Source organism: Kitasatospora sp. NPDC040550, assembly GCF_055594965.1.
Map to the genome: position 1 here is coordinate 169,919 of NZ_JBVIWC010000012.1, position 25,462 is coordinate 195,380.

Below are 25,462 nucleotides of genomic sequence, written 5' to 3' on the forward strand. Positions count from 1 at the left end.
GGGGGGGGGGGGGGGGGGGGGGGGGGGGGAGGGGGGGGGGGGGGGGGGGGGGGGGGTGCGTTTCCCTCCCCCCACATTGGGGGAATGGGGGTGCCCACCCGGCCCCGTGCGTGCGGTGCGACCGGCCGCGGACCCGGTCGGCCCGGCTAGTAGAGGACGTGCGGGTAGTAGACCCGGGCGTCGACGTTGCCGTTGCCCTGGAGGGCACCGACGTTCCCGCTGTTGCCCGCCACGGCGAGGCCGTTGTTCTGGTTGCTCGCCCCCGAACCGGTGGCGGTCTGCTGGGTGTTGACCAGGTTGCCGTTGACGGTGCCGATGACGTTGCCGGAGCCGACGTTGCTCACGACGCTGCTGTTGGAGTGGTCGATCGCGCCGGCGCCGTTGTCGGCGTGCGCGGTGGCGGCGCCGACGCCGACGAGGAGGAAGGCCCCGAGGGCGGTGACGGCGGCGGCTGCGCGAATACGGGACACGCTGGTCTCCCTGAGCTGGAAGTGCGAAGGTGGCGCGATCCGGAGTGGCCGCTCCGTAGCGCCGTTGCCTGACGTCGCACGCTCAGCATTCACCAGTGACGTGGACGAACTCCACCAAACGGGTGGCATTTCCCTCGATGGTGGGGGAGCGGTCAATTCCGAGTTGACCAGAATCCGTCATTCCGTCTGATGCATAGAAAGAAATGGTCGACGGATTGTCGCACTGGCACACTGAGGACCCATGTCTGAAGGTGCCCCGACCGAGCCCACCCCCGCCGAGCCCACCCCGACCGAGGACCTGCGCACCACCGAGGTCGACCTCGGCGGCCTGGTGAACGTCCTCGCCACCCACCTCTACTCCACGCCCCTGGTCGCCCTGCGCGAACTCGTCCAGAACGCCCACGACTCGCACACCCGCCGGCTCCTGGAGGACCCGGACGGCGAGCACCGGCCGCGGATCCGGGTCCGCGCCGACGCCGCGCGGCGGACCGTCGCCATCGAGGACACCGGGGCCGGCCTCACCGAACCGGAGATCCACGCCTACCTCGCCACCGTCGGCACCGGCTACACCCGGATGCTGCGCGAACTGACCGGCAACCAGGAGCTGATCGGCGCCTTCGGCCTGGGCTTCCTCTCCGCCTTCTCGGTCGCCGACGAGGTGACCGTCACCACCACCTCGCACCGCGAGCCGCGGCTCGGCCACCGCTACCGCAGCCGCGGCGGCGAGCAGTACCAGGTCGACCCGGCCCCCGCCCGCCCGGAGCCCGGCACCGTCGTCGAACTGGCGCTCAAGGCCGAGCACGCCCACCTCGCCGACGAGCACGCCCTGCGCGAAGTCCTCGGCCGCTACTGCGTCCTGCTGCCCATACCGGTCTACGTCGGCGACGACGACCAGCCCGTCAACGCCGTCCAGGTGCCCTGGCGCCAGCGCGTCGACGGCGACCAGCACGCCGCCCGGATGCGTTTCGCCGCCGCCTTCGGCCGCCGCTTCGAGCCGCTCACCGCCTTCCCGGTGCTGCCCGTCCAGGGCGACGGTCCGGCCGACGGCGCCACCGACGCGGTCGGCCTGCTCTGGGTCCAGGACGGCGGCTCCTACGGCAGCAGCGACAACCGCGACCTCGCCGTCTACCTGCGCGGCATGCTGCTCGCCGAGGACGCCCGCGACCTGCTGCCCAGCTGGGCCGGCTTCATCGGCGGCGTGATCGAGTCCAGCCGACTCACCCCCACCGCCAGCCGCGAGGACCTCCAGCGCGACGAGCACTACCGCGCGCTGCAACGGGCGCTCACCGACGCCGTCGTGGACGGCCTGTACGAGACGGCCCGGCTGCGGCCCGCCGTCTGGCGCCGGATCCTCACCCGGCACGGCCAGGAGCTGCTCGGCGCCGCGCTCTGCGACGACCGGCTGTTCACCCTGCTCGCCGACGACGTCCCGGTGCCCACCTCGCAGGGCGACCTCACCGCGGGCGGCCTGCGGGCGGCCGGCGGGGGCGCGGTGCACGTCGCGCTCGGCAGCGGCGGCGGCTTCGAGGAGATGCTGTACCGGGCGATGCGCGTCCCGATCGCCCGCGGCGACCGCTACGCCGTGCTGCCGTTCCTGCGCCGCTACGCCCAGTTGCGCGGCTGCCGGCTGGTCGAGCTGGGCAGCGAGCAGGGCAACCGGGAACTGTTCCGCGACCCGGAGCGCCCGCTGCCGCCCGAGGAGGCGGCCTGGCTCGCCGGCGCCCTCGCCGACCGGGGCGAGCAGCTCGTCCCGGCCCGCTTCGACCCGCCCGGCCTGCCGCTGGTCCTGGTGCCCGACCGGGAGGCCGAGTTGAAGGCCCGGATCGAGGACGACCAGGCCGACGCCCGGATCCCGTCCGCCGCGCTGCGGCTGGCCCGGGCGTTCACCGCCCGCACCGACGGCGCGGTCAAGGCCCGGCTCTACCTCAACCTGGACTGCCCGGCCGTGCGGGACCTGCTCGCCGCCTACCGCACCGGGCACACCGGCAGCGCCACCGCGGCCGGGCTGCTCCGCTCGCTCAAGGTGATCATGGCGGCGGCCTCCACCGGCCCCGCCGAGGGGGACCTCGGCGCCGCGCTGGCCGGCATCGGCACCGCCGTCTCCGCCCTCACCGCCGCCGTCCCGGCCGGCCTGCCGGACGTCCCGGACAGCCCCGGCGCGCTCCGGGACGAGGCGTGACGGACGGCGCCCCGGCCGCCACGCCGACCGGCACCCGGGCGGACGCCCCGTCAGCGGCCCGCGCCAGACCACACACCAGCACCACGCAGGGGGAACAGCCATGACCACCGACATCTGGGCCTGGGTGCGCGACACCCACCAGCAGCTGAGCGCGGCCGGCCACGCGCGGCTCGCCGACGCGATGTACGAGCTGCCCGAACACGCCACCGAGGGCCGCAACGAACAGCTCGACGCGGTCTTCCCGGAGGCGGTCGCCGCCGCGCGGGCCCTCGACCTGCCCTGGGTCGAGGTCTACCTGCGGCACTGGCGGATGCAGAACCTGCTGAACAAGCGCCAGCAGGGCGAGTCGGTGATGCCCGAGGCGGTCGACCTGCTGGAGTTCGCCCACCGGGAGGAGACGGCCGGCTGCCCGCAGTCCGTCTGCGTGGTGCAGGACTTCGCGATCTGCCACGCCCGGGTCGACGGCCCCGGGTACGTGACCGAGCGCCTGGAGGTGGTCGGCGAGACGCTGGACCGGATCGAGCCCGGCCGGGCCTGCTTCGACTGCCTCTCCCGCGAGTACTCCGACGCCCTGGAGGACGACGGCCGGGCCGCCGACGCGCTCGCCCACCTGGACACCGCCGCCGCCCGGATGCAGGCGGCCGGCCAGCAGGTCTCGCTGCGCTTCCACCGCGCCCGGGCCGGCACCCTGCACCTGCTGGGCCGGCACGAGGAAGTGCTCACCCTGCTGGACACCACCGACCGGACCGCCAGGGCCAGGGGCGAGGAGCTCGACGAGAGCGACCGGCGCTGGGGCGCCCTGCTGCGGGCCCGCGCGCTCGCCTCGCTCGGGCGCACGCCGGAGGCGCTCGCCCTGCTGCCCGCCCGGGCCGAGGCCGAGCGGCACGCCGACCTGCGCGAGACCTGGACCCGGACGGTCGAGCTGCTGGTCGCGGCCGGTGCCTGGGAGAACGACGCCGAGCTGGGCGCCGTGCTGGCCGGCTGGGTCGGCTACCTGGACACCACCGGCTCGCACCGCCCCTGCGTGGACCTGCTGCTGGCCGCGGGCCGGCTGGCCCTCGCCCGCGGCGCCCGCACGGTGGCGCTCACGCTCGCGGCCACCGGGGAGCGCAAGCTGACCCGGCTGCGCCGCACCGAGGGCGTGGCCGGGGAGGTCGCGGCCCTGCGCGCGGCCGCCGAGGCGCTGCCGGTGCCCGAGCTGCCCGTCCCGCCCGGCGAGCTGGCGGCGTACCTGGCCGAGGCCGAGGTGCCGGTCGAGACCGGCGCCGACCTGCTCGCCGTCGCCCTGGAGCGGTACCGGGGCGAGCCCGCCGGCGCCACCGGGCTGGCCGTGCCGCTGGCCACCGTGCTCGGCGGACTGGGCCACGCCCGGGCCGCCGCCGACCTGCTGTGGCGGCGGCTGGACGCTGACCCGGGCAGCGAGCAACTGGTCGGCACGCTCGGCCAGTTGCTGATCGAGGCCGGGGACGCCGAGGGGATCCGCCGGCTCGCCGACCGGCTGGCCGCGACCGCCCCGGCCGACGCGCACTGGATCCGCGCCCGCTGGGCCGCCGCCGAGGGCCGCTGGGCGGAGGTGCTGGAGCAGTGCGGGGCGATCCTGGCACTGGAGGCGAACCGGATCAACACCCGCCGGCTGGCCGCGGCCGCCGCCACCGAACTGGGCGACCACGCCACCGCCCAGCGCCTCTACCAGGAGCTGCTGGAGCACGCCCTGTCCGCCGAGGAGGCGGGGGAGGAGCAGCTCCACCGGACGGTCCGGGAGCCCGACCTCTGGCACCTGGTCACCGCCGCCACCGCCAACCGGGACTGGGCCGTGGTCCGCTCCACCGGCGCCCGGATCGGCATCGAGTTCGACGAGCCCGAGGGCCCGGTGGACGAGGAGTGGCAGCTGGTCACCGTCCGCGCCACCCGTACCAACGGCTCCACCGCCGACCTGCCCGCCGTCCGCACCGGCCCGGCCACCGCCCGGATCCTGCCGGTGCTCGGCGACGACCTGACGCTCAATCACGGCGACGTGGTGGTGTTCGCCCCGGCCCTGCTGGAGGCCCCGCCGGCCGAGGACGCCCCGGAGCAGGAGCGGGCGAACTGGCGCCCGGTGTTCGCCCTGCTGACCCTGCTCGACCCGGCGGGCTTCACCACGTACTGGATCGACGGCGCCTGGCCCGGCGACGAGGCCTGGTCCGGCTTCCGGGACGACCTGCGGGCGGCCGGCTACGCGGTCTGGGCGTACAGCGGGGAGCAGTACCGGATCACCGACCCGGCGGAGGACGACGGCTCGCTGCCCGGCGTCTACGCCGCGCTCGGCGTCCCGCCGACCGCCTCGGCGGAGGCGGCCGACGCGCTGCTGCACGCGCTCACCGCCGACTGGGCGCACCCGCTGGCCTGGCTCGACCTGGCCGACGCGGCCGGGGCGGACCTCGGCCGGCACACCGGGATCGTCGAGCGCTACGACCTCTGAGCCAGCCGGTTCCCCGGCCGGCCCGCACCTCCGGGCGGCCGGGGAACCATCGCCGTCCCCGGCGAGTCTTTGTCATTGCTTTACCATCGCATTGCCAAGACTCGACCTCCAGGAGAGCCCGCACCGTGACCAGCATCGCCCTCGGCCCGTCCTGGCTCGATCCGACCACCCTGATCTCCACCTTCGGCCTGATCGGCATCCTGGCCATCGTCTTCGCCGAGTCCGGCCTGCTGATCGGCTTCTTCCTGCCGGGCGACTCGCTGCTGTTCACCACCGGCCTGCTGGTGGCCGGCGGCACCTACCTGCACCAGCCGCTCTGGCTGGTCTGCGCGCTGATCGTGCTGGCCGCGATCGCCGGGGACCAGGTCGGCTACCTGTTCGGCCGGAAGGTCGGACCGAGCCTGTTCCGCCGCCCCGACTCCAGGGTGTTCAAGCAGGAGAACGTCGAGAAGGCCGCCGCCTTCTTCGAACGGCACGGCCCCAAGGCGATCGTGCTGGCCCGCTTCGTGCCGATCGTGCGCACCTTCACCCCGATCGTCGCCGGGGTGAGCAGGATGAACTACCGCGGCTTCGTGCTGTTCAACGTGGTCGGCGGGGTGCTGTGGGGCGCCGGGGTCACCGTGCTCGGCTACTTCCTGGGCCGGATCCCCTTCGTCCGGGACAACATCGAGGCCATCCTGGTCGGCATCGTGCTGGTCTCCGTGGTGCCGGTGGCGGTCGAACTGCTCCGGGCCCGCCGTTCCGGAGCGCGCGACACCGCGGGCCGGCGCGCCGGGTAGGCGTCCGGGGGCGCCGCCGCCGGACGTCGCGTACATGTGCGTCCGGCTGTTCGATCAGGCAAGGTGTATCCGGAGATCGAACGGTGGCCGACGGCCACCAGGGGTGGCGAGGAGCGGAAGTGCCTAAGCGGGGCCGACCGGGTGCGGGCAAGCGGGCGAGGGGAGGCCGGACGGTCCGCCAGGTGCGGCAGACACCGCCGAAGCCGGTGCACCCCGCCGAGGCGCCGCCCACCGAGGGCCTGCTCGGCTACCCGGCCCCGGTCGTCGAGCCCACCACCGTGGTGCCGCTGGTCCCGCCCGTACTGGAGACCAAGGGCCTGCTGACCCCCGAGCCCGCGCCGGAATCCGGGGCCGGGGCCGGGGCATCGCCGGAGCCGCACCCCGAGCTGACCATCGACCTGCGCCCCCGGGACGGGGCCGCCGAGGAGCCCGCGACCGGGCACCCGGCCGCCGAGCGCCCGGAGCGCCCGGAGCGCCCCGCGCGCCCCGCGTACCCCGAGCGCCCCGCGGACGCCCGCCCGCCGCGCCGCCGCTCGGTCGCCGAGGACACCCTCACTCCCGAGGAGTGGCGCGCCGCCGGCTACACCCCGCCCACCGGCATCCCGATCCCCGAGCTGACCGCCGGCGCCCCCGGCGAGGCGCCCTGGCCGGACCGGATGCGCACCCTGCTGCGCACCCCGATGTCCGAGCGCCCCGCCTTCGAGCGCACCGCCCGCGAGATGCACCCCTCGGCGGCCGCCGCCCGCAACGTCCCCCGCATCCTCGACCTGACGCTGCGCATCGGCGAGCTGCTGCTGGCCAGCGGCGAGGCCGCCGAGGACGTCGAGGCGGCCATGCTCGGCATCGCGCACGCCTACCGGCTGGACCGCTGCGAGCCGCAGGTCACCTTCACCCTGATCGGCATCTCGCACCAGCCCTCGCTGGTCGAGCCGCCGGTCACCGCCGACCGGGTGGTGCGCCGCCGCACCTCCGACTACACCCGGCTGAACGCGGTCTACCAACTGGTGGCGGACATCACCGCGGAGCAGGTGACGGTCAACGACGCCTACCGCCGGCTCGCCGCGATCCGCCGCAACCGGCACCCGTACCCGGCCTGGTTCCTCGCCCTGACCACCGGTCTGCTGGCCGGCGCGGCGACCTTCCTGGTCGGCGGCCGGCTCGACGACAAGGCCTGGCTGGTCTTCGGCAGCGCCTTCGTCGCGGCCGTCCTCGGCGACCGGCTGGCCTCGGCGCTGGCCAAGCGCCGGCTGCCGGAGTTCTACCAGTTCGTGGCGGCCGCGATGCCGGCCGCCGCGTCCGGGATCATCCTGTCCTTCAACGACTGGGGCCTGCGCGGCTCGGTGGTGATCACCGGTGGCCTGTTCGCCCTGCTGCCCGGGCGCGCCCTGGTCGCCGCCGTCCAGGACGGCCTGACGGGCTTCTACATCACCGCCGCGGCCCGGCTGCTGGAAGTGATCTACCTGGTCGCGGGCATCGTGATCGGCGTGATCATGATCCTCTACCTGGGCGTCGGCTTCGAGGCCAAGCTCAAGCCGGACGAGAGCCTGGTGGGCATCAGCTACCCGCCGGTCCAGATGGTCGCCGCGATGGTGCTGACCCTGGCCTTCGCCACCCTGCTGCAGACCGACCGCCGCACCCTCGCGCTGGTCACCCTCAACAGCGGCATCGGCTGGGCCAGCTACGGCGCGCTGGTGTACAACGCGCACGTCAACCCGATCGCGGCCACCGGGGTGGCGGCCGGCCTGGTCGGCCTGTTCGGCCAGCTGATGGCGCGGGCCCGGAACGGCTCGGCGCTGCCGTACGTCACCGCCGCGATCGGCCCGCTGATGCCCGGTTCGGCGCTCTACCTCGGGATGCTGGCCTTCGCCCAGGGGCACTCCAGCACCGGCCTGGTGTCGGTGTTCCGGGCGGCCGCGATCGCCATGGCGCTGGCCATCGGGGTGAACCTCGGCGGGGAGATCGCCCGGCTGTTCCTGAAACTGCCGGTGGGCGCCGAGCTGCCCTCGCTCTACCCGGCGGTGCCGCGCCGGGCGGCCAAGCGCACCCGGGGGTTCTGACCGCGCGTTGAGCCCGGTGACGGATCCCGACGGGGATCCGTGTTGGGCGGCTGTTGGGCCCCGGGCCATGTCACGGCAGGCAGGACGCAGGACCAGGAACGAAGGTAAGACCCATGACGACCATGCTGGACAGCTACCGCGAGCACATCGTCAACACGCACAAGCAACCGCTGTTCCTGCTGCTGGTCGGCTTCATCACCTCCTTCGTCTTCATCCGGTTCAGCGTGCGGATGATCCGGGCCAAGGTGCGCTGGTGGCCCGGCAACGTCACCCCCGGCGGCCTGCACATCCACCACATGGTGTTCGGCCTGGGCTTCCTGCTGGTCGGCGGCATCGGGGTGTTCGCCACCTACGGCGGCACCCCGTGGATCGACTGGTTCGGGCTGTTCTTCGGCATCGGCTGCGGCCTGGTGCTGGACGAGTTCGCGCTGATCCTGCACCTGGACGACGTGTACTGGAGCGAGCAGGGCCGCAAGTCGGTGGACGCGGTGATCTTCGGCATCCTGTTCACCGCCCTGCTGCTGATCGGGTACGTGCCGCTCGGCGTGGTGCCCGGCGAGGACACCCGGTGGGGCCTGATCACCGTCATCTCGGTGAACGCGCTGGCCTCGGTGATCACCCTGCTCAAGGGCAAGGTGTGGACCGGACTGCTCGGGATCATGGTCCCCGGCCTGTCCTGGATCGGCGCGATCCGGCTGGCCCGCCCGAGCAGCCCGTGGGCCCGCTGGCGGTACACCACGCGCCCCCGCCGCCGGGCGCGTGCGCTGCGGCGCGAACGTCTGCTGCACCGGCGTGCGGACCGGGCCCGCACCTGGCTCTTCGACCTGATCGCCGGCGCGCCCGACAAGGTGCCCGCCAACCACCCGGCCGCCCACCGGGTCGCCGAGCGGATGGCCGCCCGGGCCTCCGCCCACCTCGACGCGCACGCCGCCCGGGCCCTGGCCCGCCGCCGGGCGCGGCTGGCCGACCGCCGCTCGGCCGCGGGCGCCGGGGCGGCGGCGAAGGCGCCCGCGGCGCACCCGCAGCCGGCCGAGGGGCCCGCCGAGGGCGTGCCGACCCGCTCGGCCGGGGCCCGGCAGCGCCGCCGTACGGTCCGCGCCGGGCGCAGCCGGACGTACGCGGTCGGCCCGACCGGCCTGGAACGCCGCCCCGGCCGACACCCCCACCTTCGGACGAAGACCCGCCGGATCCACCGCTAGTTCGTATACCTTGTGCGCCTGGGTGACGATGACGCCCGGTCGGATCATCGGATGGTCACCCGGCCGGCGGAGCGCGTTCGAGGCGTGAAAACCCTCGGAGTTGAGAACATGATCGGCGAGTGACCGTTCTGTCATGTGATGGGATGATTCGTCGGATCCCCCGCCGCCCCGACCGCAGCCCCCGAGGCCGCGCGCCGCCCGGCCTCCGCCGTCGTCCCCTCCGGACCCGTGAGAAGGGATGTCTCGTGGCGCGCAGGATCCTGCCGACCCTCCTGTTGTCCCTCACCGCCCTGCTCGGGCTGCTCCCCGCCGCCCAGGCCGCCCCGGTGCAGCCGGAACCGGCGCAGCCCGCCCCGGCGCAGGCCGAACCGGTACCGGCCGAACCGGCGGCCGGAGCGCCCCCGGCCGGCCAGGACCCGTACCCCTCCGCCGAGGAGATCGACCGCTCCCGCGCCGAGGCCGACGGCAAGGCCGCCTCCGCCGCCGCGCTGGAGACCGCGCTCATCGCCGCCCGCACCGCACTCGACCGGGCCGCCCGCGGCGCCGAACAGGCCGTCGAGGCCTACAACGGCGCCCAGCTGGCCCTCACCCGGGCCCGCACCGAGGAGACCGCCGCCAACCGGCGCGCGGCCGCCGCCGAGGCCCAACGCTCCGAAGCCGCCGACGACGCCGCCCGGCTCGCCGCCGAGACCTACCGGCAGGGCGCGGGCGCCGAACTCTCCGCCCTCAACGCCCTGCTCGGAGCCCACGGCCCGCGCGAGGCGAGCGCCCGCGCCGCCGCGGTCGGCGTGGCCAGCGAGCGCACCCGGCAGATCCTGGACGCCGCCACCTCCACCGCCGCCACCGCCCGCACCGCCTCCGCCGCCGCCCGCACCGCCGCCACGGCCGCGGAGAAGGCCGCGACCGAGGTCGGCGCCGCCAGGACCAGGGCCGAACAGCGGCTCGCCGCCCAGCAGACCGAGGTCGCCGCCGCCGCCCGGCACCGTGAGCAGCTGCTCACCGACCTCGCCGCCGCCCGCAACACCACCGTCGAGCTGGAGCGCAAGCGGCACGAGGCCCTGGAGGCGATCGCCGCCCGCGAGGCCGAGGCGGCCGCCCGGGCCGCCGCCGAACAGGCCGCCCGCGAGGCCGAAGCCGCCGCGGCCGAGGCCGCCAGGGCCCAGGCGCCGCCGCCCGGCAGCCGACCCTGGTCGGCCGAGGGCGCGGCCGCCGCGATCGCCTTCGCCCGCTCCAAGATCGGCCTGCCCTACATCTGGGGCGGCGAGGGGCCGGAGGGCTACGACTGCTCCGGGCTGACCATGATGGCCTGGCGCGAGGGCGGCAAGCAGCTCAACCACTTCGCCGCCGACCAGTACGCCCAGTCCACCCCGGTCAGCTACCGCCAACTGCGCCCCGGCGACCTGGTCTTCTGGACCGACACCGGCCGCTCCGCCGACATCCACCACGTCGGCCTCTACATCGGCGACGACCAGATGATCGAGGCCCCCCGGGTCGGCATGCCGGTCAAGCAGGCCAGCCTCTGGATCATGGGCACCCCGGACTACTACGCCCGGCCATGACCCCCGGCGAGCCCCACCCGAACGGGGCCGGCGGCACCCGCTCGCCCGCCGCCAGCTCCGCCGGCCCGCCGCCACCCGCCGTCCCGGCTTCCGTTGTCGGAGGCCTCCGTTAGCGTGGCCGCTCCGACCACTCCAGAGGAGGCACCGTGCGGCTGAGGAACGTGGCAGCGGGCGACGTCGACGCGTACGTCCGGATGCGCTGCGACGAGGCGATGATGGCCGAACTGGGCGGCCCGCTGCCCCGGGAGCAGGTGGAGGCGCGGCTGCGCAAGGACCTCCGGCTGGTGGCGGAGGACACCGCCTGGATCAAGGTGATCGTGCCCGACGCCGCCGAAACCCACGCCGCCGGGGCCGACGCCGCCGGGGCCGAAGGCGACAGGGCCGACGGCGGCGAGGCGGCGGGCCTGGTGACGCTCTGGCAGGACGAGGAGGACGGCGTGACCGTCTCCGAGATCGGCTGGATGGTGCTGCCCGCGTTCCAGGGCCGCGGCCTGGCCAAGGCGGCGGTCCGCCGGGTGCTGGACGCCGCGGCGGCGGACGGCCGCTGGGGCGAGGTGCACGCCAACCCGGGGAGCACCAACGGACCGTCCAACGGGGTCTGCCGCGCGCTCGGCTTCCGGCTGCTCGGCGAGCGGGACCTCGGCTTCGGGGACCGCGTCCTGCGCACCAACCACTGGGTGGTGACACCGGGCGAGCACCGCCGGGGGACGGACCCGGATTAATTGGGGTGCTCCTCCCCGGGCGCCGCCCGTACGGTGGCCGGATGCACAACGACAGTGATCACACGGCCTCCGACCCCGTCGACGGGATCCAGATCCGGGCCGTCTCCGTGGACGAAGTGGAGGAGTGGAACCGGGCGCTGAACTTCGGCTTCCTGCGCTCGCACGCGGGCGTCGCGCCGGACCTGCGCCGCCGGCAGTGGGAGCCGGGCCGGATGGTGGCCGGCTTCGACGGGGGCCGGCAGATCGCCACCTTCCGCAGCTTCGACGTCGAACTCACCGTGCCCGGCGGAGCCGTGGTCCGGGCCGACGCGATCACCAACGTCACGGTCAGCGCCACCCACCGCCGCCGGGGCCTGCTCAGCGCGATGATGCGACGCGACCTCGCCGCGGCCGCCGAGCGCGGCTGCGCCGTCGCCGTCCTGATGGCCGCCGAGTACAACATCTACGGCCGGTTCGGCTTCGGCCCGGCCACCCACGGCAGCGGCTGGGACATCGACCTGAGCCGCACCCGCGGTCTGCGCGAGGGCCTGCCGGGCGTGCCCGGCGGCCGGACCGACTTCGTGACCCTGGACCAGCACGCCGAACTCGGCGCCGAGCTGTACGACCGCTGGCGGCTCACCCAGCCGGGCGCGATCACCCGCAACGAGGTCTGGTGGGAGCGCCGCACCAACCGGATCCAGGTGCCGGGCGACAGTTTCAAGGAGCCGTTCACCGCCGTCCACCGGGACGCCGACGGCGCGGTCACCGGGATGGTCGTCTACCGGGTCGAGAACAAGTGGGACGGCGCCAACCCCGACGCCACGCTCACCGTGGACGAGTTCATCGCCCTCGACCTGCCCACCGCCGTCGAGCTGTGGCGCCTGGTGCTGAGCGTCGACTGGGTGCGCAGGGTCGTGGTGGAGGGCCTCGCCCCGGACGACCCGCTGCCCCTGCTGCTCCAGGACCCGCGCGCGGCCACCCCGCGCAAGGACAACGCCGACGCGATGTGGCTGCGGCTGCTGGACGTCGAGGCCGCCTTCGGCGCCCGCTCGTACGGTGCGCCCGGCCGGGTGGTGCTGGAGGTCGAGGACAAGCTCGGCTACGCCTCCGGCCGCTTCGCGATCGAGGTCGCCGAGGACGGCACCGGCCGCTGCGTCCGGACCACCGACGACGCCGATCTCGCCCTGGACGCTTCGGAGTTGGGCTCGCTCCAGCTGGGCGCCGAGACGCTCCCGCGACTGGCCGCGGCCGGCCTGGTCACCGAGCTGCGCCCGGGTGCGGCGGCCGCCGCCGACCTGCTGCTGCGCACGCCGCTGCGGGCCTGGACGCCGACGGACTTCTGAGCGGCCGGAACGACGGTGCCAGGAACGACCCTGCCAGGACCGACCGTGCAAAGACCGACGGCACCCGGAACGACGCCGAAGGCCGGCCCGCGCACCGCGGGCCGGCCTCAGGCGTTGGCAACTCGGGCCCGGACGCGCCTACTTGACGGCCGTCTTGCCGATCGTGGGCAGGATGAAGTCCTGGATCAGGCCCTTGGCGTCCCGCACGATCGGCCGGAACACCCGGTAGCGCGAGAGGTTGATCACCCGGGCGGCCATCGGCGTCGACCGCCGGACGAACTCCCTGGTGCGCTCGGTGTCCTCGGTCCGGTCGAAGACCCAGTAGAGCACCACGACCATGAGGTGCAGCCAGAGTACGTCCGGCAGCAGCTCGACCAGTTCGGCGTCCAGCTTCGGTGCCAGCTCCGAGCCCTGGAGGACGTCGCGGAACAGCTCGACGGCCACTGCCCGCGCCGGGTGGGACTCGTCGGAGAACGGGCTCAGCGAGCTGGTCGGGTCGGCCGCCGTGCGGAAGAACTGCGCGGCGAACTCGTGGTACGGCGCGGCCGTGTCCAGCCAGGAGGTCAGCGCGATCTGCAGCCGCTCGGCGAAGTCCCGGGTGCGGGCCATGCGGAGCCTGGCCTCGGCCGCGTGGTCGTGGGTCATCCGGTCGTAGAACCCCTGGATCAGGAATTCCTTGGCGGAGAAGTAGTAGTAGGCGTTGCCGACCGACACGCCCGCCTCGGTGGCGATGGCGCGCATCGTCGTCTTCTCGTAACCCCGTTCCTGGAACAGCCGCATGGCCGTTTCCAGGATCAGCGCCCGGGTCGCCTCGCTCTTGTCGGTCTTGGGCTGGGCCCGGGCGCCGGGCATGGGCCCACCGTCCGCGCCGGGTGCGGCCGAGGCGTCGGCCGCACCCTTCTCGCCGTCCGTTCGGTTCGTCGCTGCCAGGTCGTCCACAGGCATGAGCCTAACCGGAGACGAGGTTCCACCCGGTGTCGGTGCTGTCGGTGTTCGTGGCACCGGATGCCCCCTCCGCATCCGGTGCCACGAATCCGCCCCCCGTCATTTCGAACACGTTCAAAAGCTTGGCAGAACTGTACGCGTTACGGTTGAACATGTTCAACTCCATCTTCGTGGGAGGCTCGTCACATGACCGGTCCAGAACGGACCACCATTCGGCACGGCGGAGCGCAGGACGCCGCGGACGTCGCAGACCTGCACGCCGAGAGTTGGCGCACCAGCTACAGCGGGATCGTCCCCGACGAGGCGCTCGGGGACGGACTGGCCGCCCAGCGGCGCGAACTGTGGGAGCTGCGCCTGACGGTGGACTACGGGCCGCCGGAGAACACGCCCGTGCTGTTGGTCGCCGAACGGGCCGGTGAGCCGGTCGGGTTCGTCTATCTGGTGCCGCAGGCCGACGGACGGGTGCTGGTGGACAACCTGCACGTCCGCCCGGGCCTCACCGGCGGGGGCATCGGCCGGGAACTGCTGGCCGCCGCCCGCGCCGAACTCGCCGAGCGGTTCCCCGCCGCCGAGCTGTACCTGGAGGTGCTGCGCGCCAACACCCGCGCGATCGCCTTCTACGAGCGCGAGGGCGGCGTGCGGATCGCGGCGCAGGAGGGTGTGTTCCCGGGCGGCGCGGTGCTGCCCGAGTACGTGTACGCCTGGCCGGCTGCGGGCGCCCGGCCGGGGAGCGGTCAGTCGATGTCGTAGACCGTCACCGGCACGCCGCGCGCCGACAGTCGGGCCGCCACCAGCGGCTCGACCTTCTCCCAGCGCCCGCCCGCCAGTCCGCAGCCGATCCGCGGCATGTGGACGGAGGCGCCGAGTTCGAGCGCGCGCCCGCCCAGGGCCGCCAGTGCGGTGTCGATGGCCTCGTACCGCACGGGCACCCCGGTGGAGCGCCCCGTCCGGATGCCGCGCTGGCCGACCAGGTTGGCCACCCAGACGTACGGCTCGACCTGCACCAACTGCAGGGCGCCGAGGCCGAAGTCGTTCTTCGCCCGCTCCCGGTGCCACCGCCTGAAAGCGGCTTCGGGTTCGGGCCAGCGTCTGGAGAGCGCGAGCACGAAGCCCTTGCCCCAGCCGCCGAGGTCGTTGCAGACGTGCGCGATCACCTTCACGCCCTTGCCCTGGGGCGTGGTGGCATCGCCTCGGACGTAGGTGATTTCCGCCATGACTCGAAGTTAGACGGAGGCACTGACAACCCGCGCGCCATTTTCCGCGGGGCCGGACGCCCGCAGGTGCCGCCGCCCGGCCAGTGCGATCAGCAGGGCGAGCGCCGCAGCCCCGGCGGGCAGGGCGTAGCCGGTGCCGGGCGTCGCCCGCTCGGCGAGCACCCCGGCGAGCGCCGCCCCGGCCGAGATGCCGACCACGATGCCGGACACCGCCACCGCCATCCCCTCGTTGAACTGCCGCTGCGGCAGCAGCTCCTGGACCAGCGTCATGCCGGTCACCATGGTCGGCGCGGTGGCCGTGCCGGCCGCGAACAGGGCCGCGCCGAGGGCCACCGGCCCGGCCCCGCCGAGCCCGGCGGCGAGCGGCAGCAGCAGGACCGAGGCCATCGCCGCGACCCCGAGCAGGAAGCGCGCGCCGGGAGCCCGGCGCGGGGTCAGCAGCCCGAACAGCAGCCCCGCCAGGCAGGATCCGCCCGCGACCAGGGCCAGCAGCGGGCCGGCCGCCGCCTTGTGCCCGAGCGCGTCGGCGTAGGCGACGGTGGTGATTTCGGTGGCGCCGAAGACCATGCCGGTGGCGAGGAAGGTCAGCGCCAGCACCCGCAGCCCGGGCACCCGCAGCGGGGAGCCGTGCCGCTCGCCGGTCGGGACCGGTGCCGGCCGCGGCGGTTCGGTGCCCCGCTGGGCGGCGAACAGCAGGGCGCCGGCGGTGCCGACGGTGCCGGCGGTGAGCAGTCCGGCCTCCGGGGCGACCGTGGTGCAGAGCAGCATCGCGAGCACCGGCCCGGCCATGAAGCAGAGTTCGTCCAGGGCCTGTTCGAAGGAGTTGGCCAGGTGCCGGGCGGCCGGGTCGTCCCGGTGCAGGTGCGCCCAGCGGGCCCTGGCCATGCCGCCGAGGTTGGGGGCGGCGCCGGCGGCCCAGCACGCGTACAGGGTCCAGTCCGGTGCGCCGAGCCGGACGCAGAGCAGCAGGGCGGTCAGCGGAACGGCGTTGTACAGCGCAGCCGGTACCGCGACCCGCGACTGCCCGTACCGGTCCACCAGGCGGCCGAGCAGCGGCATCCCGATCGCCCCGGTGACCAGCCCGGCCGCCGAGACCGTCCCGGCCAGCGCGTACGAGCCGCGCCGCTCGGCGAGCAGCACCACCAGCGAGACGCCGTTCATCGACAGCGCGAGCCGGCCGAGCAGCCCGGCCAGGGTGAAGGCGGCGGTGCCGGGGGCCGCGAACAGCCGGCGGTAGGAGGCGAGGAGGGCGCGCGGGGGCAATCGGGCTCCTGGGACGCAGGGCGGGAGGGGGTGCGCCAAGCCTCGCGGCGCGCTCCGATCGGCGTCCAACACCTGTTCCGCCGCATCCACAACACGGTGTTGTTAATCTGCCGCCCATGCCCCGCGACCTGCACCCCCGACTGCTCCGCGGCTTCGTCGCGACCGCCGAGACCCTGCACTTCGGCCGGGCCGCCGAGCGGCTGTACGTCGCCCAGCAGGCACTCAGCCGGGACGTCCGCACCCTGGAGGGCCTGCTCGGCGAGGCGCTGTTCACCCGCACCACCCGCAGCGTCGACCTCACCCCGGCCGGGCGCCGGCTGCTGCCCGGGGCGCGCCGGCTGCTCGCCCTGCACGACGAACTGCTCGCCGGGTTCGGCGCCGGGGCGGGTGCCGCCGCCAGGCCGCTGCTGCTCGACCTCAACAGCGACGTCACCGGCCCGGACCTGACCGCCGACCGGGTGCTGCAACGGGCCCGCACCGGCTGGCCGGAGGGCGAACTGCTGGCCCGCTTCCACGGCGGTCTGGCCGCGGCCGCCGACGAACTGCTGGCGCACCGGCTGGGCGCCTCGTTCGGCCGCTTCGCCGGACTGCCCGCCCCGGTGCGCGGCCGGCTCGCCCAGCGGCCGGTACGGCTGGAACGGGTCTCGGTGATGATGGCGGACACCCACCCGCTGGCCGGCCGCCCGGCGCTGCGCCCGGCCGATCTGGTCGGGCACCCGGTCGACATCTGCGCGGGAAACCCGGCCACCACCGAGTGGGCCGACCTCGGGGCCCGGCTGCTGCGCGAGCACGGGCTGCGCGCGGCCGAGCCGTACGTCCCGCCGGTGGGCCCGGTCGAGACGGCCCGCTACCTGGCCCGGCACGGCGATCCGATGCTGACCACGGTCGGCGGGCCGAGCCTTCCGGGGGCGGTCAACGTCCCGCTGGTGGACCCGGTCCCGCTGAGTCTGGTGAGCCTGGTGCACCGGCCCGGCGAGCGCCACCCGGGCCTGCCCGCGCTGGCCGCCGCGGCAGCCGAACTCGGCGCCGCCGAGGGCTGGTTGAACCGCCCGGCCGACAGCTGGCTGCCCCCGGAGGACGCCGCGCTCATCGCGGGGGCGTAGCCGGTCCCGGGGGAACGGCGCACCGCCCCTGCCCCGGGGGGACGGGCAGGGGCGGTGGGTCATGGGGGCGGCACGGGCCGCCGTGGCCGCGGACGGCCGGTTCAGGCCGCCTTGACGGCGGAGATGTCGAAGCTGAGCTTGACCTTCTCGCCGATCAGCACGCCGCCGGTCTCCAGGGCCGCGTTGTAGGTCAGGCCGAACTCGGTGCGGTCCACGACCGTCCTGCCCTCGAAGCCGACCCGCTCGGCGCCGTAGGCGTCGGTGGCACTGCCGGTGTAGTCGAGCTCCAGGACGACCGGGCGGGTGGCGCCCTTGATGGTGAGGTCGCCGGTCATCCGGTAGGAGTCGTCGCCGATCGCCTCGGCGGAGGTGCTGCGGAAGCGGATCTCCGGGTAGGTCTCGACGGCGAAGAAGTCACCGGTGCGCAGGTGCTCGTCGCGCTGGGCCTGGTTGGTGTCGACGCTGGCGACCTTGATCACGAGCTCGGCGGAGGAGTTGTGCGGCTCGGCGCCGTCCAGGTGCAGCTTGCCCTCGTAGTCGGTGAAGCGGCCCTTGACGTTGGTGACCATCGCGTGGCGGACCGCGAAGCCGATCTCGCTGTGGGTGGTGTCGATCACCCAGTCGCCGGTGAGGTGCGACAGGTCCGGGCCGGCCGGGGTCCGGACAGCGGCGGGGGTGGCGGTCTTGGTGCGGTTGAACAGGCCCATGGCTCCTCCTCGGGTTCGAAGCCACTTGTTTAGGCTTCAACTTCTTGGCTCCACCGTACGACGCTTTCGTTCAAGTTTCAACCACAACGGTCGAAGCGCTCCGCCGAATCACCCGAACGGCCCCGTCGCCCGGCCCCGCGCACGCCACCGGACCGTCCACCGGGCACTGTCCGACCCTCCGACTAGGCTGCGAAGGACGGTTCCCACCCGCCCCGAGAGGCCCCGCATGTTCGTCCTGCACGCACTCTGGCGGGCGGACGGACGGCTGGCCCTCTGGGCCGAGGACGCCCGCGCCCACGCCGGCGCCGCCGAACCCCGCCCCGACCGGCCCGCCCCGCGCGCCCACCCGTACGCCTGCCCGGCCGACCGCCTGGCCGCCGTGCTCGGCGGCATCGGGCCCGGCCTCGGCTGGCTCGCCGGGCAGGCCCCCGAACGCTGGACCACCCTGCTGCTGCCCACCGTCGGCCCCCTGCCCGCCCCCTCGCCGGACCTGCCGGTCACCCCGCCGCGCGGCGGCGCCGTGCTCACCCCCTGGCGGGTGCCCGCCCTGCTGTTCGAGGCCGGCGCCGCCGCCCAGCTGCTCGGTGAGGTCCACGACCCGCACTGGGCCGTCACCGACACCGACCTGCCCGGCACCGGCCGGGTCGAAGTCGTCTACGGGCCCTCGCTGCGCTGGCTCACCGGGGTGCACGACCTCGCCTGGCGGGCGGTCGGCCGGGGCCGGGTGCTGCCCCTGCCCGTCCTCGCCGACGGCCGCCCCCGGGCCCGCTGGCGGCCCGACCCCACCCCGGCCGCGCGCCGCGAGGCCGCCGCCCTGGCGGCCGGCTGCCCACCCGTCCTGCTGGGCGAGTGGCCGACCGGCGCCGGCACCGGCGAGGCCCTGCTCGACGCCGCCCTGGGCGCCCTGGTCGACGCCGAAGCCCGGGCCGCCCTGGCCGACACGCCCTTCCCCGCCCCCGGCCCGGCCCCGGCCGACCGCTGGCTGCACGCCCTCACCACCCCCTCCGGCGAGGTCGACGCCCCGCCCGGGGAGTTCGCCGAGCTGCGCCGCCGGATCACCGGCTGGTACGCCACCGCCGAGCCCGCCGACCCCGCCCTGCGGCTCTGCTTCCGCCTGGTCGAACCGCTCGGCCCCGCCGACGACGACCCGGAAGGCAGCCCCTCCGACGACGCCTGGCAGCTGGAGTTCCTGCTCCAGGCCGTCGACGAGCCCTCCCTGCTGGTCCGTGCCGCCGAGCTGCACGAGGGCGGCGCGGCCCACGCCGCCCTCGACCGCAAGCTCACGCAGGGCGGCCCCGGGGGCGACGAGGCCGGCCCCACCGACGTACTGGTCGCCGAACTGGCCCGCGCCGCCCACCGCTGGCCCGCCCTGGACGGGCTGCGCCACCGCTCCCGGCCGTCCGCCCTGCCGCTCGACCGCGCCGGCGCGCTCGACTTCCTGCGCACCGCCGCGCCCGCCCTGGCCGGGGCCGGATTCGGCGTGCTGCTGCCCTCCTGGTGGCGCCGACGCTCCCGGCTCGGACTCGCCCTGCGCGCCACCACCCCGCCCGCACCCGGCACCCTGGCCGTCACCAGCCAGGTCGATCGGGACGCCGTGGTCGCCTTCCGCTGGCAGGCCGCCCTCGGCCCGGACGGCACCCCGCTCACCGAGCGGGAACTCGCCGAACTCGCCGCCGCCAAACAGGGACTGGTCCGGGTCCGGGGCGCCTGGCTGGAGGCCGACCCGGCCCAGATCGCCGCCGCCCTGGCCTTCCTCACCGAGCAGCGCGACGGCCTGCTCGCCGCAGCCGACCTGCTGCGGCTCGCCCTCGACCCGGAGGCGACGGTCGCCGGACTGCCGGTCACCGGCGTCCGGGTGGACGGCCCGCTCGGCGACCTGCTCGCCGGAACCGCCCCCGCCACCCCCGAAGTCCCCGCCCTGCCACCGGACTTCCACGCCGAACTCCGCCCGTACCAGCAGCGCGGACTCGCCTGGCTCAGCACCATGTCCGAGCTCGGCCTCGGCGCCGTCCTGGCCGACGACATGGGCCTCGGCAAGACCGTCCAGACCCTCGCCCTACTGGCCTCCGAGCAGTCCGGAGCGGACGCCCCCACCCTCCTGGTCTGCCCGATGTCCCTGGTCGGCAACTGGCAGCGCGAGGCCGAGCGCTTCGCCCCCGGCCTGCGCCGCTACGTCCACCACGGCGCCGACCGCCTCGGGGGCGATCGACTCGCCGCCGCCGTCAGGGGAGCGGACCTGGTCATCACCACCTACGGGCTGGTCCAGCGCGACCTCGCCGCGCTCCGCGCGATCCGCTGGCGCCGGGTGGTCGCCGACGAGGCGCAGCACATCAAGAACACCGGCACCGCCCAGTCCCGGGCGATCCGCGCGCTGCCCGTCGCCCGGCACCGGATCGCCCTGACCGGCACGCCGGTGGAGAACCGGCTCGCCGAACTGCACGCCGTGCTGGACTTCGCCAACCCCGGCCTGCTCGGCCCGGCCGAGCGCTTCAAGGAGCGCTACGCGATCCCGGTCGAACTGCACCGCAGCCCCGAACGCACCGCCGAACTCCGCCGCCGTACGGCCCCGTTCGTGCTGCGCCGGCTCAAGACGGACCCGGCGGTGGCGGCCGAGCTGCCCGCCAAGCAGGAGATGACCGTCTGGTGCAACCTCACCGCCGAACAGGCCGGCCTCTACCAGGCGGTGGTCGCCGACCTGCTCCAGCGGGTGGAGGGGATCCGGGGCGTGGAGCGGCGCGGCACGGTGCTGGCCGCGATCGGCAAACTCAAGCAGGTCTGCAACCACCCGGCCCAACTGCTGCACGACGGTTCACCGTTGGGCGAGCGCTCGGGCAAGGTCGCCCGGCTCGCCGAACTGCTGGAGGAGGCGCTGGCCGAGGGGGACCGCACCCTGGTCTTCACCCAGTACGCCGAGTTCAGCACCATGCTCCGCCCGTACCTGGAACGCCGGCTCGGCGAGGAGGTCCTCCACCTGTACGGCGGCGTCCCCCGTGCCCGCCGCGAGGAGCTGGTGCAGCGCTTCCAGTCCCCGGACGGCCCCAGGGTCTTCCTGCTCTCCCTGCGGGCCGGCGGCACCGGCCTCAACCTCACCGCCGCCAACCAGGTGATCCACCTGGACCGTTGGTGGAACCCGGCGGTCGAGGAACAGGCCACCGACCGGGCCTTCCGGATCGGCCAGCGCCGTGACGTCCAGGTCCGCCGCCTGGTCTGCGTCGGCACCGTCGAGGAGCGGATCGACGAAATCCTCACCGCCAAACGCGCGTTGGCCGACACCGTGGTGGGCGCGGGGGAGCACTGGCTCACCGACCTCCCCGCCGAGGCCCTGCGCGAACTGGTCACCCTCACCCGCGAGGACGCCGTCGCCGAGGAGGACGCATGACCGACCAGGCGCCACCCCCGAAGGCCCCGATGGTCAACGTCGCCGCCTACTGGCGCGGCGACTTCGCCCTGCCGCCGACCCCGGACGAGGAGCCGGACGAGCCGTCGCTGCACCGTCTCGGCCGCTCCGGCATCACCGTCCACGGCCGCGACCTGGCGACCCTGCTCGCCCCCGCCTACCAGGCCTTCCGCTCCTGAGGTAGCGTCCGAACGTGACCGACACCCCCGACACGCAGCTCGCCGCCTTCGAACAGCACCGGCGGATGGTCTTCGGCATCGCCTACCGGATGCTCGGCAGCGTCGCCGACGCCGAGGACCTGGTCCAGGACACCTGGCTGCGCTGGAGCGGGGTCACCGGCCCGGTCGCCAGCCCCGCCGGCTACCTCGCCCGGACGGTCACCAACCTCGCCCTCAACCGGCTGGACTCGGCCGCCGTCCGCCGCGAGTCCTACGTCGGCCCCTGGCTGCCCGAACCGCTGGTCTCCGAGCCCGACGCCACCGGCGACGTCGAACGCGCCGAGAGCGTCTCGCTCGCCCTGCTGGTCGTGCTGGAGAGCCTCTCCCCGCTGGAGCGGGCGGTGTTCGTCCTCAAGGAGGCCTTCGGCTTCTCCTACCCGGAGATCGCCGAGGCCCTGGACCGCACCGAGGCGGCCTGCCGCCAGGTCGGCAGCCGGGCCAGGGCCCACGTGCGCGCCCGCCGCCCCCGCTACGACGCCCCGCCGGAGCTGCGCCGCCGGGCCACCGACGAGTTCCTCTCGGCCTGCGTCGGCGGCGACCTCAACCGGATGCTCGAACTCCTCGCCCCCGACGTCACCACCTGGAGCGACGGCGGCGGAGTGATCCGCGCGGCCCTCCGCCCGGTCACCGGCGCCGACAACGTCGCCCGCTTCCTGCTCGGCGTGCTCCGCCAGCTGGGCGAGGCCGTGGGCGTCCGCCCCGTCCTGGTCAACGGCCAGCCCGGCGTGCTGATCACCGTCGACGGCGCCGTCGACTCCGTCTCCGTCCTCGACTTCACCGAGGGCCCGGACGGCGAGCCCCTCATCAGCGCGATCCGCGCCATCCGCAACCCGAACAAGCTCACCCACCTCGCTTGACCCTCGACCAGGTCGAGCCCCGAGAGTCACCGGCATGGAGAGCGAGCTGCACAGCATCGGCGAACTGGCCCGCGCCAGCGGCCTGGGCGTCGGCACCCTGCGCTACTACGACGGCGCCGAGGTGCTCACCCCCGCCTGGGTCGACCCGCAGACCGGCTACCGCTGGTACCGGCCCGCCCAACTCGCCGACGCCCGCCTGCTGGTCCGGCTCCGCCGGGTCGGCCTCCCGCTGGCCGACATCCGCGCCGTCCTCTCCGGCCGGCAGGCCGAACGCGTCCTCGACGCCCACCTGCGCCGCCTGGAGAACGGCTTGGCCGACGCCCGCCGCGAGCTCTCCCTGATCCGCACGACGATCGAGCAGAGGGAGCACCCGATGACCACCACCCAGAGCCTCACCGTCCGCGCCGACGGCCTGGCCGCCGCCCTGGACGCCGTCCGCTTCGCCGTCTGCCAGGACCCCGGCCAACCCGCCCTGAGCGGGGTGCTGTTCGAACCGGACGGCCCGGTCCTGCGCCTGGTCGCCACCGACCGCTACCGGATGGCCTTCGCCGAACTGCCCGCGGCCGGAGCCCCGAAGCACCCCACCCCGGGCACCACCGTCCCCACCGCCCTGGTGGACGCCCTGCGCGCACTGCTGCCCGCCGCCCCCACCGCAGTCGTGCTCACCCTGGGCGCCGACACCTTCCGCGCCGAGACCCCCGACCACCGCATCGAGGGCACCGTCCCGGCCACCGACTACCCCGACCACCGGGTCCTCACCCGCCTCGCCCCCCAGCACAGCGTCACCCTCCCCACCACCGCCCTGCGCACCGCCGTCGAAACCGGCGCCACCCGCACCCTCCCCTCCGGCCCCCAGGGCGCCGACTGCCAGGTCACCGTGCTCGCCCTCACCGAGGACGGCCACCTCACCGTCACCGCCGACCCCACCCCCGACGACCCCCACATCGCGCTCAACCGCGACTTCCTCCTCGACGCCCTCCGCGCCGCCCACCCCGAACAACTCCTCCTCGAACTCGGCGGCCCGATCGCCCCGCTCGCCATCCGCACCCCCGGCCGAACCGGCACCTTCTCCGTCCTGATGCCGGTCCGCCTCCCCGCCTGACCCACACCCACCCACCAACATCCACCACCCACCCCTCCACCCACCCCCCAACCGACCCACCCACAGCACCCCCCTCCCCCCTCACCCGCCCAAGGCGAGAGGGACGCGCTGCGGGAGGGGGCGGTGGAGGGGGTGGGTGCGGAGAGGGGCGTGACGGGTGATTTTCAGACCGCCAACGGCGAACACCCCGCACCATGAGGGTCGGCGGTCGGAAAATCATCCAGCCCCCGGAGCGCCCACCCCCGGAACCGCCCCCGGCGTCACCCACCCTCCCGAGAGCCCACCCCCCAACCAAAGCCCCGCGCAGCGGCTCCCCGCCTTAGCCCTCAGCTAGCACCCTGCTTGCAATTGCAAGCACAATCCCGCACCCTGTCCCCATGGCCTCACTCAACGTCGCCTCCCTCGGCGAGTACATCCGCGAGCAGCGCCGCAACGCGCAGTTCTCGCTGCGCCAGCTGGCGGAGGCCGCCGGCGTGTCCAACCCGTACCTCAGCCAGATCGAGCGAGGGTTGCGCAAGCCGAGCGCGGAGATCCTGCAGCAGATCGCGAAGGCGCTGCGGATCTCGGCGGAGACGCTGTACGTCCAGGCCGGGATCCTGGAGGAGCGGCGGGGCGAGGGCCTGGAGCTGCGGGCCTCGATCCTGGCCGATCCGCTGATCAACGAGCAGCAGAAGCAGGCGCTGCTCGCGGTCTACGACGCCTTCCTCAAGGAGAACGCCGCCTCGGCCTCCACCCCGACGACCGACGGCGCGGCCACCCAGAACACCCACCGGGAGGACCGGTAAGCATGCCGATCACCGACGAGATCAAGAAGACCCTCACCGACCCGACCCCGCTGTACGCCCTGGCGGGCGCCGGGGACCTCGCGTACGAGAAGCTGCGCGAGGTGCCGGGCCGGGTCGAGGCCCTGGCGGCGGACCGTCAGGGTGCCCAGGAGAAGGCGACCGCCAGGCTCCACGAGGCGCAGGAGTTGTTGGCCGGTGCCCCGGCCAAGGTCACCGGGGCCGTCACGGCCTTCCCGACCGACCTCAAGGTTCTCCAGGAGCGGGCCCAGGGCTTCGCCCTGCAGCAGGTGGCCCGTGCGCTCGAACTGGCGGTCCGGGCCAAGGAGACCTACGACGAGCTGGCCGAGCGCGGCAAGGGCGTCCTCGCCCCCACCGCCGAGACCGCCCCCGTCGAAGCCGAACTGCTGGACATCCCCGCGGCCCCCGCCGACCCCACGGCCCCCACGGCCCCCACGGCCCCCGCCGTCGCCGCGGACCCCGCCCCGAAGAAGCCCGCCAAGCCCCGGAAGAACACCCCCACCCCCACGGAGTGACCGCCGCCCGCCGTCCGGGGCACATCCGCGCACGGCGGGACGTTCACACCCTGCGGGCGGCGGCCGTGCCAGGATGGGCGGCGGCCGGGGCGCAGCAAGCCGAGAGACGTAGGAGACCGCGATGACCGGAGTGTTCCAGATCCTGGCCTTTTCCTACCTGAACCCGTTCTGGTGGATGGCCGTCGCGATCCTGGGCTACAAGTTCTTCGCGCTGATCGACGCGGCCACCCGCCGCGAGGACGCCTACCGGGCGGCCGACAAGAAGACCAAGGGCTTCTGGCTGGCGGTCCTCGGGATCAGCTTCGGGTGGGACCTGCTGTTCGGGGCGAACTTCCTCGGCAGCATCGGCACCCTGGCCGGCCTGGTCGCCTCGATCGTCTACGTGGTGGACGTCCGCCCCGCGATCCGGGCGCTGACCGGCGGGGCCGGCGGCACCGGCCGGAGCAACACCGGCCCGTACGGCCCCTGGTAGGCCGACCTCACGCACAACGCCGGGGGGGGGGGGGGGGGGGGGGGGGGGGGGGGGGGGGGGGGGGGGGGGGGGGGGGGGGGGGGGGGGGGGGAGGGAGGGGGGGGGGGGAGGGGTTTGCCGC

Annotated in this window: 23 protein-coding genes; 17 read left to right on the plus strand and 6 right to left on the minus strand. The window is 74.9% G+C overall.

Going from position 1 to position 25,462, the window contains the following annotated elements; translation table 11 throughout:
- Positions 1–146: 146 nt before the first annotated feature.
- Positions 147–470 (minus strand): hypothetical protein, encoded by a 324-nt coding sequence (locus ACZ58X_RS19690; RefSeq protein WP_470334885.1) that lies wholly within the window; start codon positions 468–470, stop codon positions 147–149.
- A 241-nt stretch (positions 471–711) separates the two neighbouring features.
- Here ACZ58X_RS19690 and ACZ58X_RS19695 point away from each other — a divergent pair, with 241 nt between their 5' ends.
- The 8 genes from ACZ58X_RS19695 (at position 712) to ACZ58X_RS19730 (ending at position 12,745) form a co-directional block, all read left to right on the plus strand.
- Positions 712–2,649, plus strand: a complete 1,938-nt coding sequence (locus ACZ58X_RS19695) for an ATP-binding protein (protein WP_470334886.1) — start codon at positions 712–714, stop codon at positions 2,647–2,649.
- A gap of 100 nt (positions 2,650–2,749) precedes the next feature.
- Positions 2,750–5,107, plus strand: coding sequence for a hypothetical protein (locus tag ACZ58X_RS19700; protein WP_470334887.1), 2,358 nt, complete (start codon positions 2,750–2,752; stop codon positions 5,105–5,107).
- Between the two features lie 125 nt (positions 5,108–5,232).
- On the plus strand, positions 5,233–5,886 hold the full coding sequence (locus ACZ58X_RS19705; RefSeq protein WP_470334888.1) for a DedA family protein: 654 nt from the start codon (positions 5,233–5,235) through the stop codon (positions 5,884–5,886).
- A 182-nt stretch (positions 5,887–6,068) separates the two neighbouring features.
- Positions 6,069–7,943, plus strand: a complete 1,875-nt coding sequence (locus ACZ58X_RS19710) for a threonine/serine exporter family protein (protein WP_470334889.1) — start codon at positions 6,069–6,071, stop codon at positions 7,941–7,943.
- Positions 7,944–8,056: 113 nt separating this feature from the next.
- Positions 8,057–9,142, plus strand: a complete 1,086-nt coding sequence (locus tag ACZ58X_RS19715; protein WP_470334890.1) for a hypothetical protein — start codon at positions 8,057–8,059, stop codon at positions 9,140–9,142.
- Positions 9,143–9,387: 245 nt separating this feature from the next.
- The gene (locus ACZ58X_RS19720; RefSeq protein ID WP_470334891.1) at positions 9,388–10,701 is read left to right on the plus strand and encodes a C40 family peptidase; all 1,314 of its coding nucleotides are present in this window, start codon (positions 9,388–9,390) and stop codon (positions 10,699–10,701) included.
- Positions 10,702–10,847: 146 nt separating this feature from the next.
- On the plus strand, positions 10,848–11,423 hold the full coding sequence (locus tag ACZ58X_RS19725; RefSeq protein WP_470334892.1) for a GNAT family N-acetyltransferase: 576 nt from the start codon (positions 10,848–10,850) through the stop codon (positions 11,421–11,423).
- 41 nt (positions 11,424–11,464) lie between these two features.
- The gene (locus tag ACZ58X_RS19730; protein ID WP_470334893.1) at positions 11,465–12,745 is read left to right on the plus strand and encodes a GNAT family N-acetyltransferase; all 1,281 of its coding nucleotides are present in this window, start codon (positions 11,465–11,467) and stop codon (positions 12,743–12,745) included.
- Between the two features lie 138 nt (positions 12,746–12,883).
- Here the strand turns inward: ACZ58X_RS19730 and ACZ58X_RS19735 are convergent, their stop codons facing one another.
- Entirely contained in the window at positions 12,884–13,684 is an 801-nt protein-coding gene (locus ACZ58X_RS19735) for a TetR/AcrR family transcriptional regulator (protein ID WP_470334894.1), read from the minus strand.
- Between the two features lie 10 nt (positions 13,685–13,694).
- Positions 13,695–13,844 (minus strand): hypothetical protein, encoded by a 150-nt coding sequence (locus ACZ58X_RS19740; RefSeq protein ID WP_470334895.1) that lies wholly within the window; start codon positions 13,842–13,844, stop codon positions 13,695–13,697.
- Between the two features lie 32 nt (positions 13,845–13,876).
- Between ACZ58X_RS19740 and ACZ58X_RS19745 the strand changes: the two genes are divergently transcribed.
- Positions 13,877–14,440, plus strand: a complete 564-nt coding sequence (locus ACZ58X_RS19745) for a GNAT family N-acetyltransferase (RefSeq protein ID WP_470334896.1) — start codon at positions 13,877–13,879, stop codon at positions 14,438–14,440.
- Here ACZ58X_RS19745 and ACZ58X_RS19750 read toward each other — a convergent pair.
- Positions 14,425–14,904 carry a macro domain-containing protein gene (locus tag ACZ58X_RS19750; RefSeq protein ID WP_470334897.1) on the minus strand — a complete coding sequence of 160 codons (480 nt, stop codon included), beginning with the start codon at positions 14,902–14,904 and terminating at the stop codon, positions 14,425–14,427. The genes ACZ58X_RS19745 and ACZ58X_RS19750 overlap by 16 nt on opposite strands.
- A gap of 9 nt (positions 14,905–14,913) precedes the next feature.
- Positions 14,914–16,167 (minus strand): MFS transporter, encoded by a 1,254-nt coding sequence (locus ACZ58X_RS19755; RefSeq protein WP_470334898.1) that lies wholly within the window; start codon positions 16,165–16,167, stop codon positions 14,914–14,916.
- Positions 16,168–16,283: 116 nt separating this feature from the next.
- On the opposite strand from ACZ58X_RS19755, the gene ACZ58X_RS19760 reads away from it, so the two are divergent.
- Entirely contained in the window at positions 16,284–17,270 is a 987-nt protein-coding gene (locus ACZ58X_RS19760) for a LysR family transcriptional regulator (protein ID WP_470334899.1), read from the plus strand.
- A 101-nt stretch (positions 17,271–17,371) separates the two neighbouring features.
- On the opposite strand, the gene ACZ58X_RS19765 is transcribed toward ACZ58X_RS19760, so the two are convergent.
- Entirely contained in the window at positions 17,372–17,977 is a 606-nt protein-coding gene (locus ACZ58X_RS19765) for a YceI family protein (RefSeq protein ID WP_470334900.1), read from the minus strand.
- A gap of 226 nt (positions 17,978–18,203) precedes the next feature.
- Between ACZ58X_RS19765 and ACZ58X_RS19770 the strand changes: the two genes are divergently transcribed.
- The 7 genes from ACZ58X_RS19770 (at position 18,204) to ACZ58X_RS19800 (ending at position 25,341) form a co-directional block, all read left to right on the plus strand.
- On the plus strand, positions 18,204–21,356 hold the full coding sequence (locus tag ACZ58X_RS19770) for a DEAD/DEAH box helicase (RefSeq protein WP_470334901.1): 3,153 nt from the start codon (positions 18,204–18,206) through the stop codon (positions 21,354–21,356).
- Positions 21,353–21,553: a hypothetical protein gene (locus ACZ58X_RS19775; protein ID WP_470334902.1), complete on the plus strand. Its 201-nt coding sequence runs from the start codon at positions 21,353–21,355 to the stop codon at positions 21,551–21,553. Before ACZ58X_RS19770 ends, ACZ58X_RS19775 begins: the two co-directional genes overlap by 4 nt.
- Positions 21,554–21,567: 14 nt before the next feature.
- Positions 21,568–22,449 (plus strand): RNA polymerase sigma-70 factor, encoded by an 882-nt coding sequence (locus tag ACZ58X_RS19780; protein WP_470334903.1) that lies wholly within the window; start codon positions 21,568–21,570, stop codon positions 22,447–22,449.
- A gap of 34 nt (positions 22,450–22,483) precedes the next feature.
- A complete protein-coding gene (locus tag ACZ58X_RS19785; protein ID WP_470334904.1) occupies positions 22,484–23,551 on the plus strand; it encodes a DNA polymerase III subunit beta family protein in 1,068 nt (355 codons plus the stop codon).
- A 377-nt stretch (positions 23,552–23,928) separates the two neighbouring features.
- Positions 23,929–24,336 carry a helix-turn-helix domain-containing protein gene (locus ACZ58X_RS19790; RefSeq protein ID WP_380408528.1) on the plus strand — a complete coding sequence of 136 codons (408 nt, stop codon included), beginning with the start codon at positions 23,929–23,931 and terminating at the stop codon, positions 24,334–24,336.
- A 2-nt stretch (positions 24,337–24,338) separates the two neighbouring features.
- Positions 24,339–24,869, plus strand: a complete 531-nt coding sequence (locus ACZ58X_RS19795; protein ID WP_470334905.1) for a hypothetical protein — start codon at positions 24,339–24,341, stop codon at positions 24,867–24,869.
- Positions 24,870–24,990: 121 nt separating this feature from the next.
- Complete coding sequence (locus ACZ58X_RS19800) at positions 24,991–25,341, plus strand: DUF2516 family protein (RefSeq protein ID WP_470334906.1); 351 nt, start codon at positions 24,991–24,993, stop codon at positions 25,339–25,341.
- The last annotated feature ends 121 nt before the right edge of the window (positions 25,342–25,462 follow it).

Bases quoted from the DNA above. Each gene is read 5' to 3' on its own strand.
- ACZ58X_RS19700 (WP_470334887.1), top strand. From the start codon at position 2,750: ATGACCACCGACATCTGGGCCTGGGTGCGCGACACCCACCAGCAGCTG.
- ACZ58X_RS19730 (WP_470334893.1), top strand. From the start codon at position 11,465: ATGCACAACGACAGTGATCACACGGCCTCCGACCCCGTCGACGGGATC.
- ACZ58X_RS19785 (WP_470334904.1), top strand. From the start codon at position 22,484: ATGGAGAGCGAGCTGCACAGCATCGGCGAACTGGCCCGCGCCAGCGGC.
- ACZ58X_RS19790 (WP_380408528.1), top strand. From the start codon at position 23,929: ATGGCCTCACTCAACGTCGCCTCCCTCGGCGAGTACATCCGCGAGCAG.
- ACZ58X_RS19740 (WP_470334895.1), bottom strand. From the start codon at position 13,844: ATGTTCAACCGTAACGCGTACAGTTCTGCCAAGCTTTTGAACGTGTTC.
- ACZ58X_RS19770 (WP_470334901.1), top strand. From the start codon at position 18,204: ATGTTCGTCCTGCACGCACTCTGGCGGGCGGACGGACGGCTGGCCCTC.
- ACZ58X_RS19695 (WP_470334886.1), top strand. From the start codon at position 712: ATGTCTGAAGGTGCCCCGACCGAGCCCACCCCCGCCGAGCCCACCCCG.
- ACZ58X_RS19765 (WP_470334900.1), bottom strand. From the start codon at position 17,977: ATGGGCCTGTTCAACCGCACCAAGACCGCCACCCCCGCCGCTGTCCGG.
- ACZ58X_RS19715 (WP_470334890.1), top strand. From the start codon at position 8,057: ATGACGACCATGCTGGACAGCTACCGCGAGCACATCGTCAACACGCAC.
- ACZ58X_RS19775 (WP_470334902.1), top strand. From the start codon at position 21,353: ATGACCGACCAGGCGCCACCCCCGAAGGCCCCGATGGTCAACGTCGCC.
- ACZ58X_RS19745 (WP_470334896.1), top strand. From the start codon at position 13,877: ATGACCGGTCCAGAACGGACCACCATTCGGCACGGCGGAGCGCAGGAC.
- ACZ58X_RS19795 (WP_470334905.1), top strand. From the start codon at position 24,339: ATGCCGATCACCGACGAGATCAAGAAGACCCTCACCGACCCGACCCCG.
- ACZ58X_RS19760 (WP_470334899.1), top strand. From the start codon at position 16,284: ATGCCCCGCGACCTGCACCCCCGACTGCTCCGCGGCTTCGTCGCGACC.
- ACZ58X_RS19750 (WP_470334897.1), bottom strand. From the start codon at position 14,904: ATGGCGGAAATCACCTACGTCCGAGGCGATGCCACCACGCCCCAGGGC.
- ACZ58X_RS19800 (WP_470334906.1), top strand. From the start codon at position 24,991: ATGACCGGAGTGTTCCAGATCCTGGCCTTTTCCTACCTGAACCCGTTC.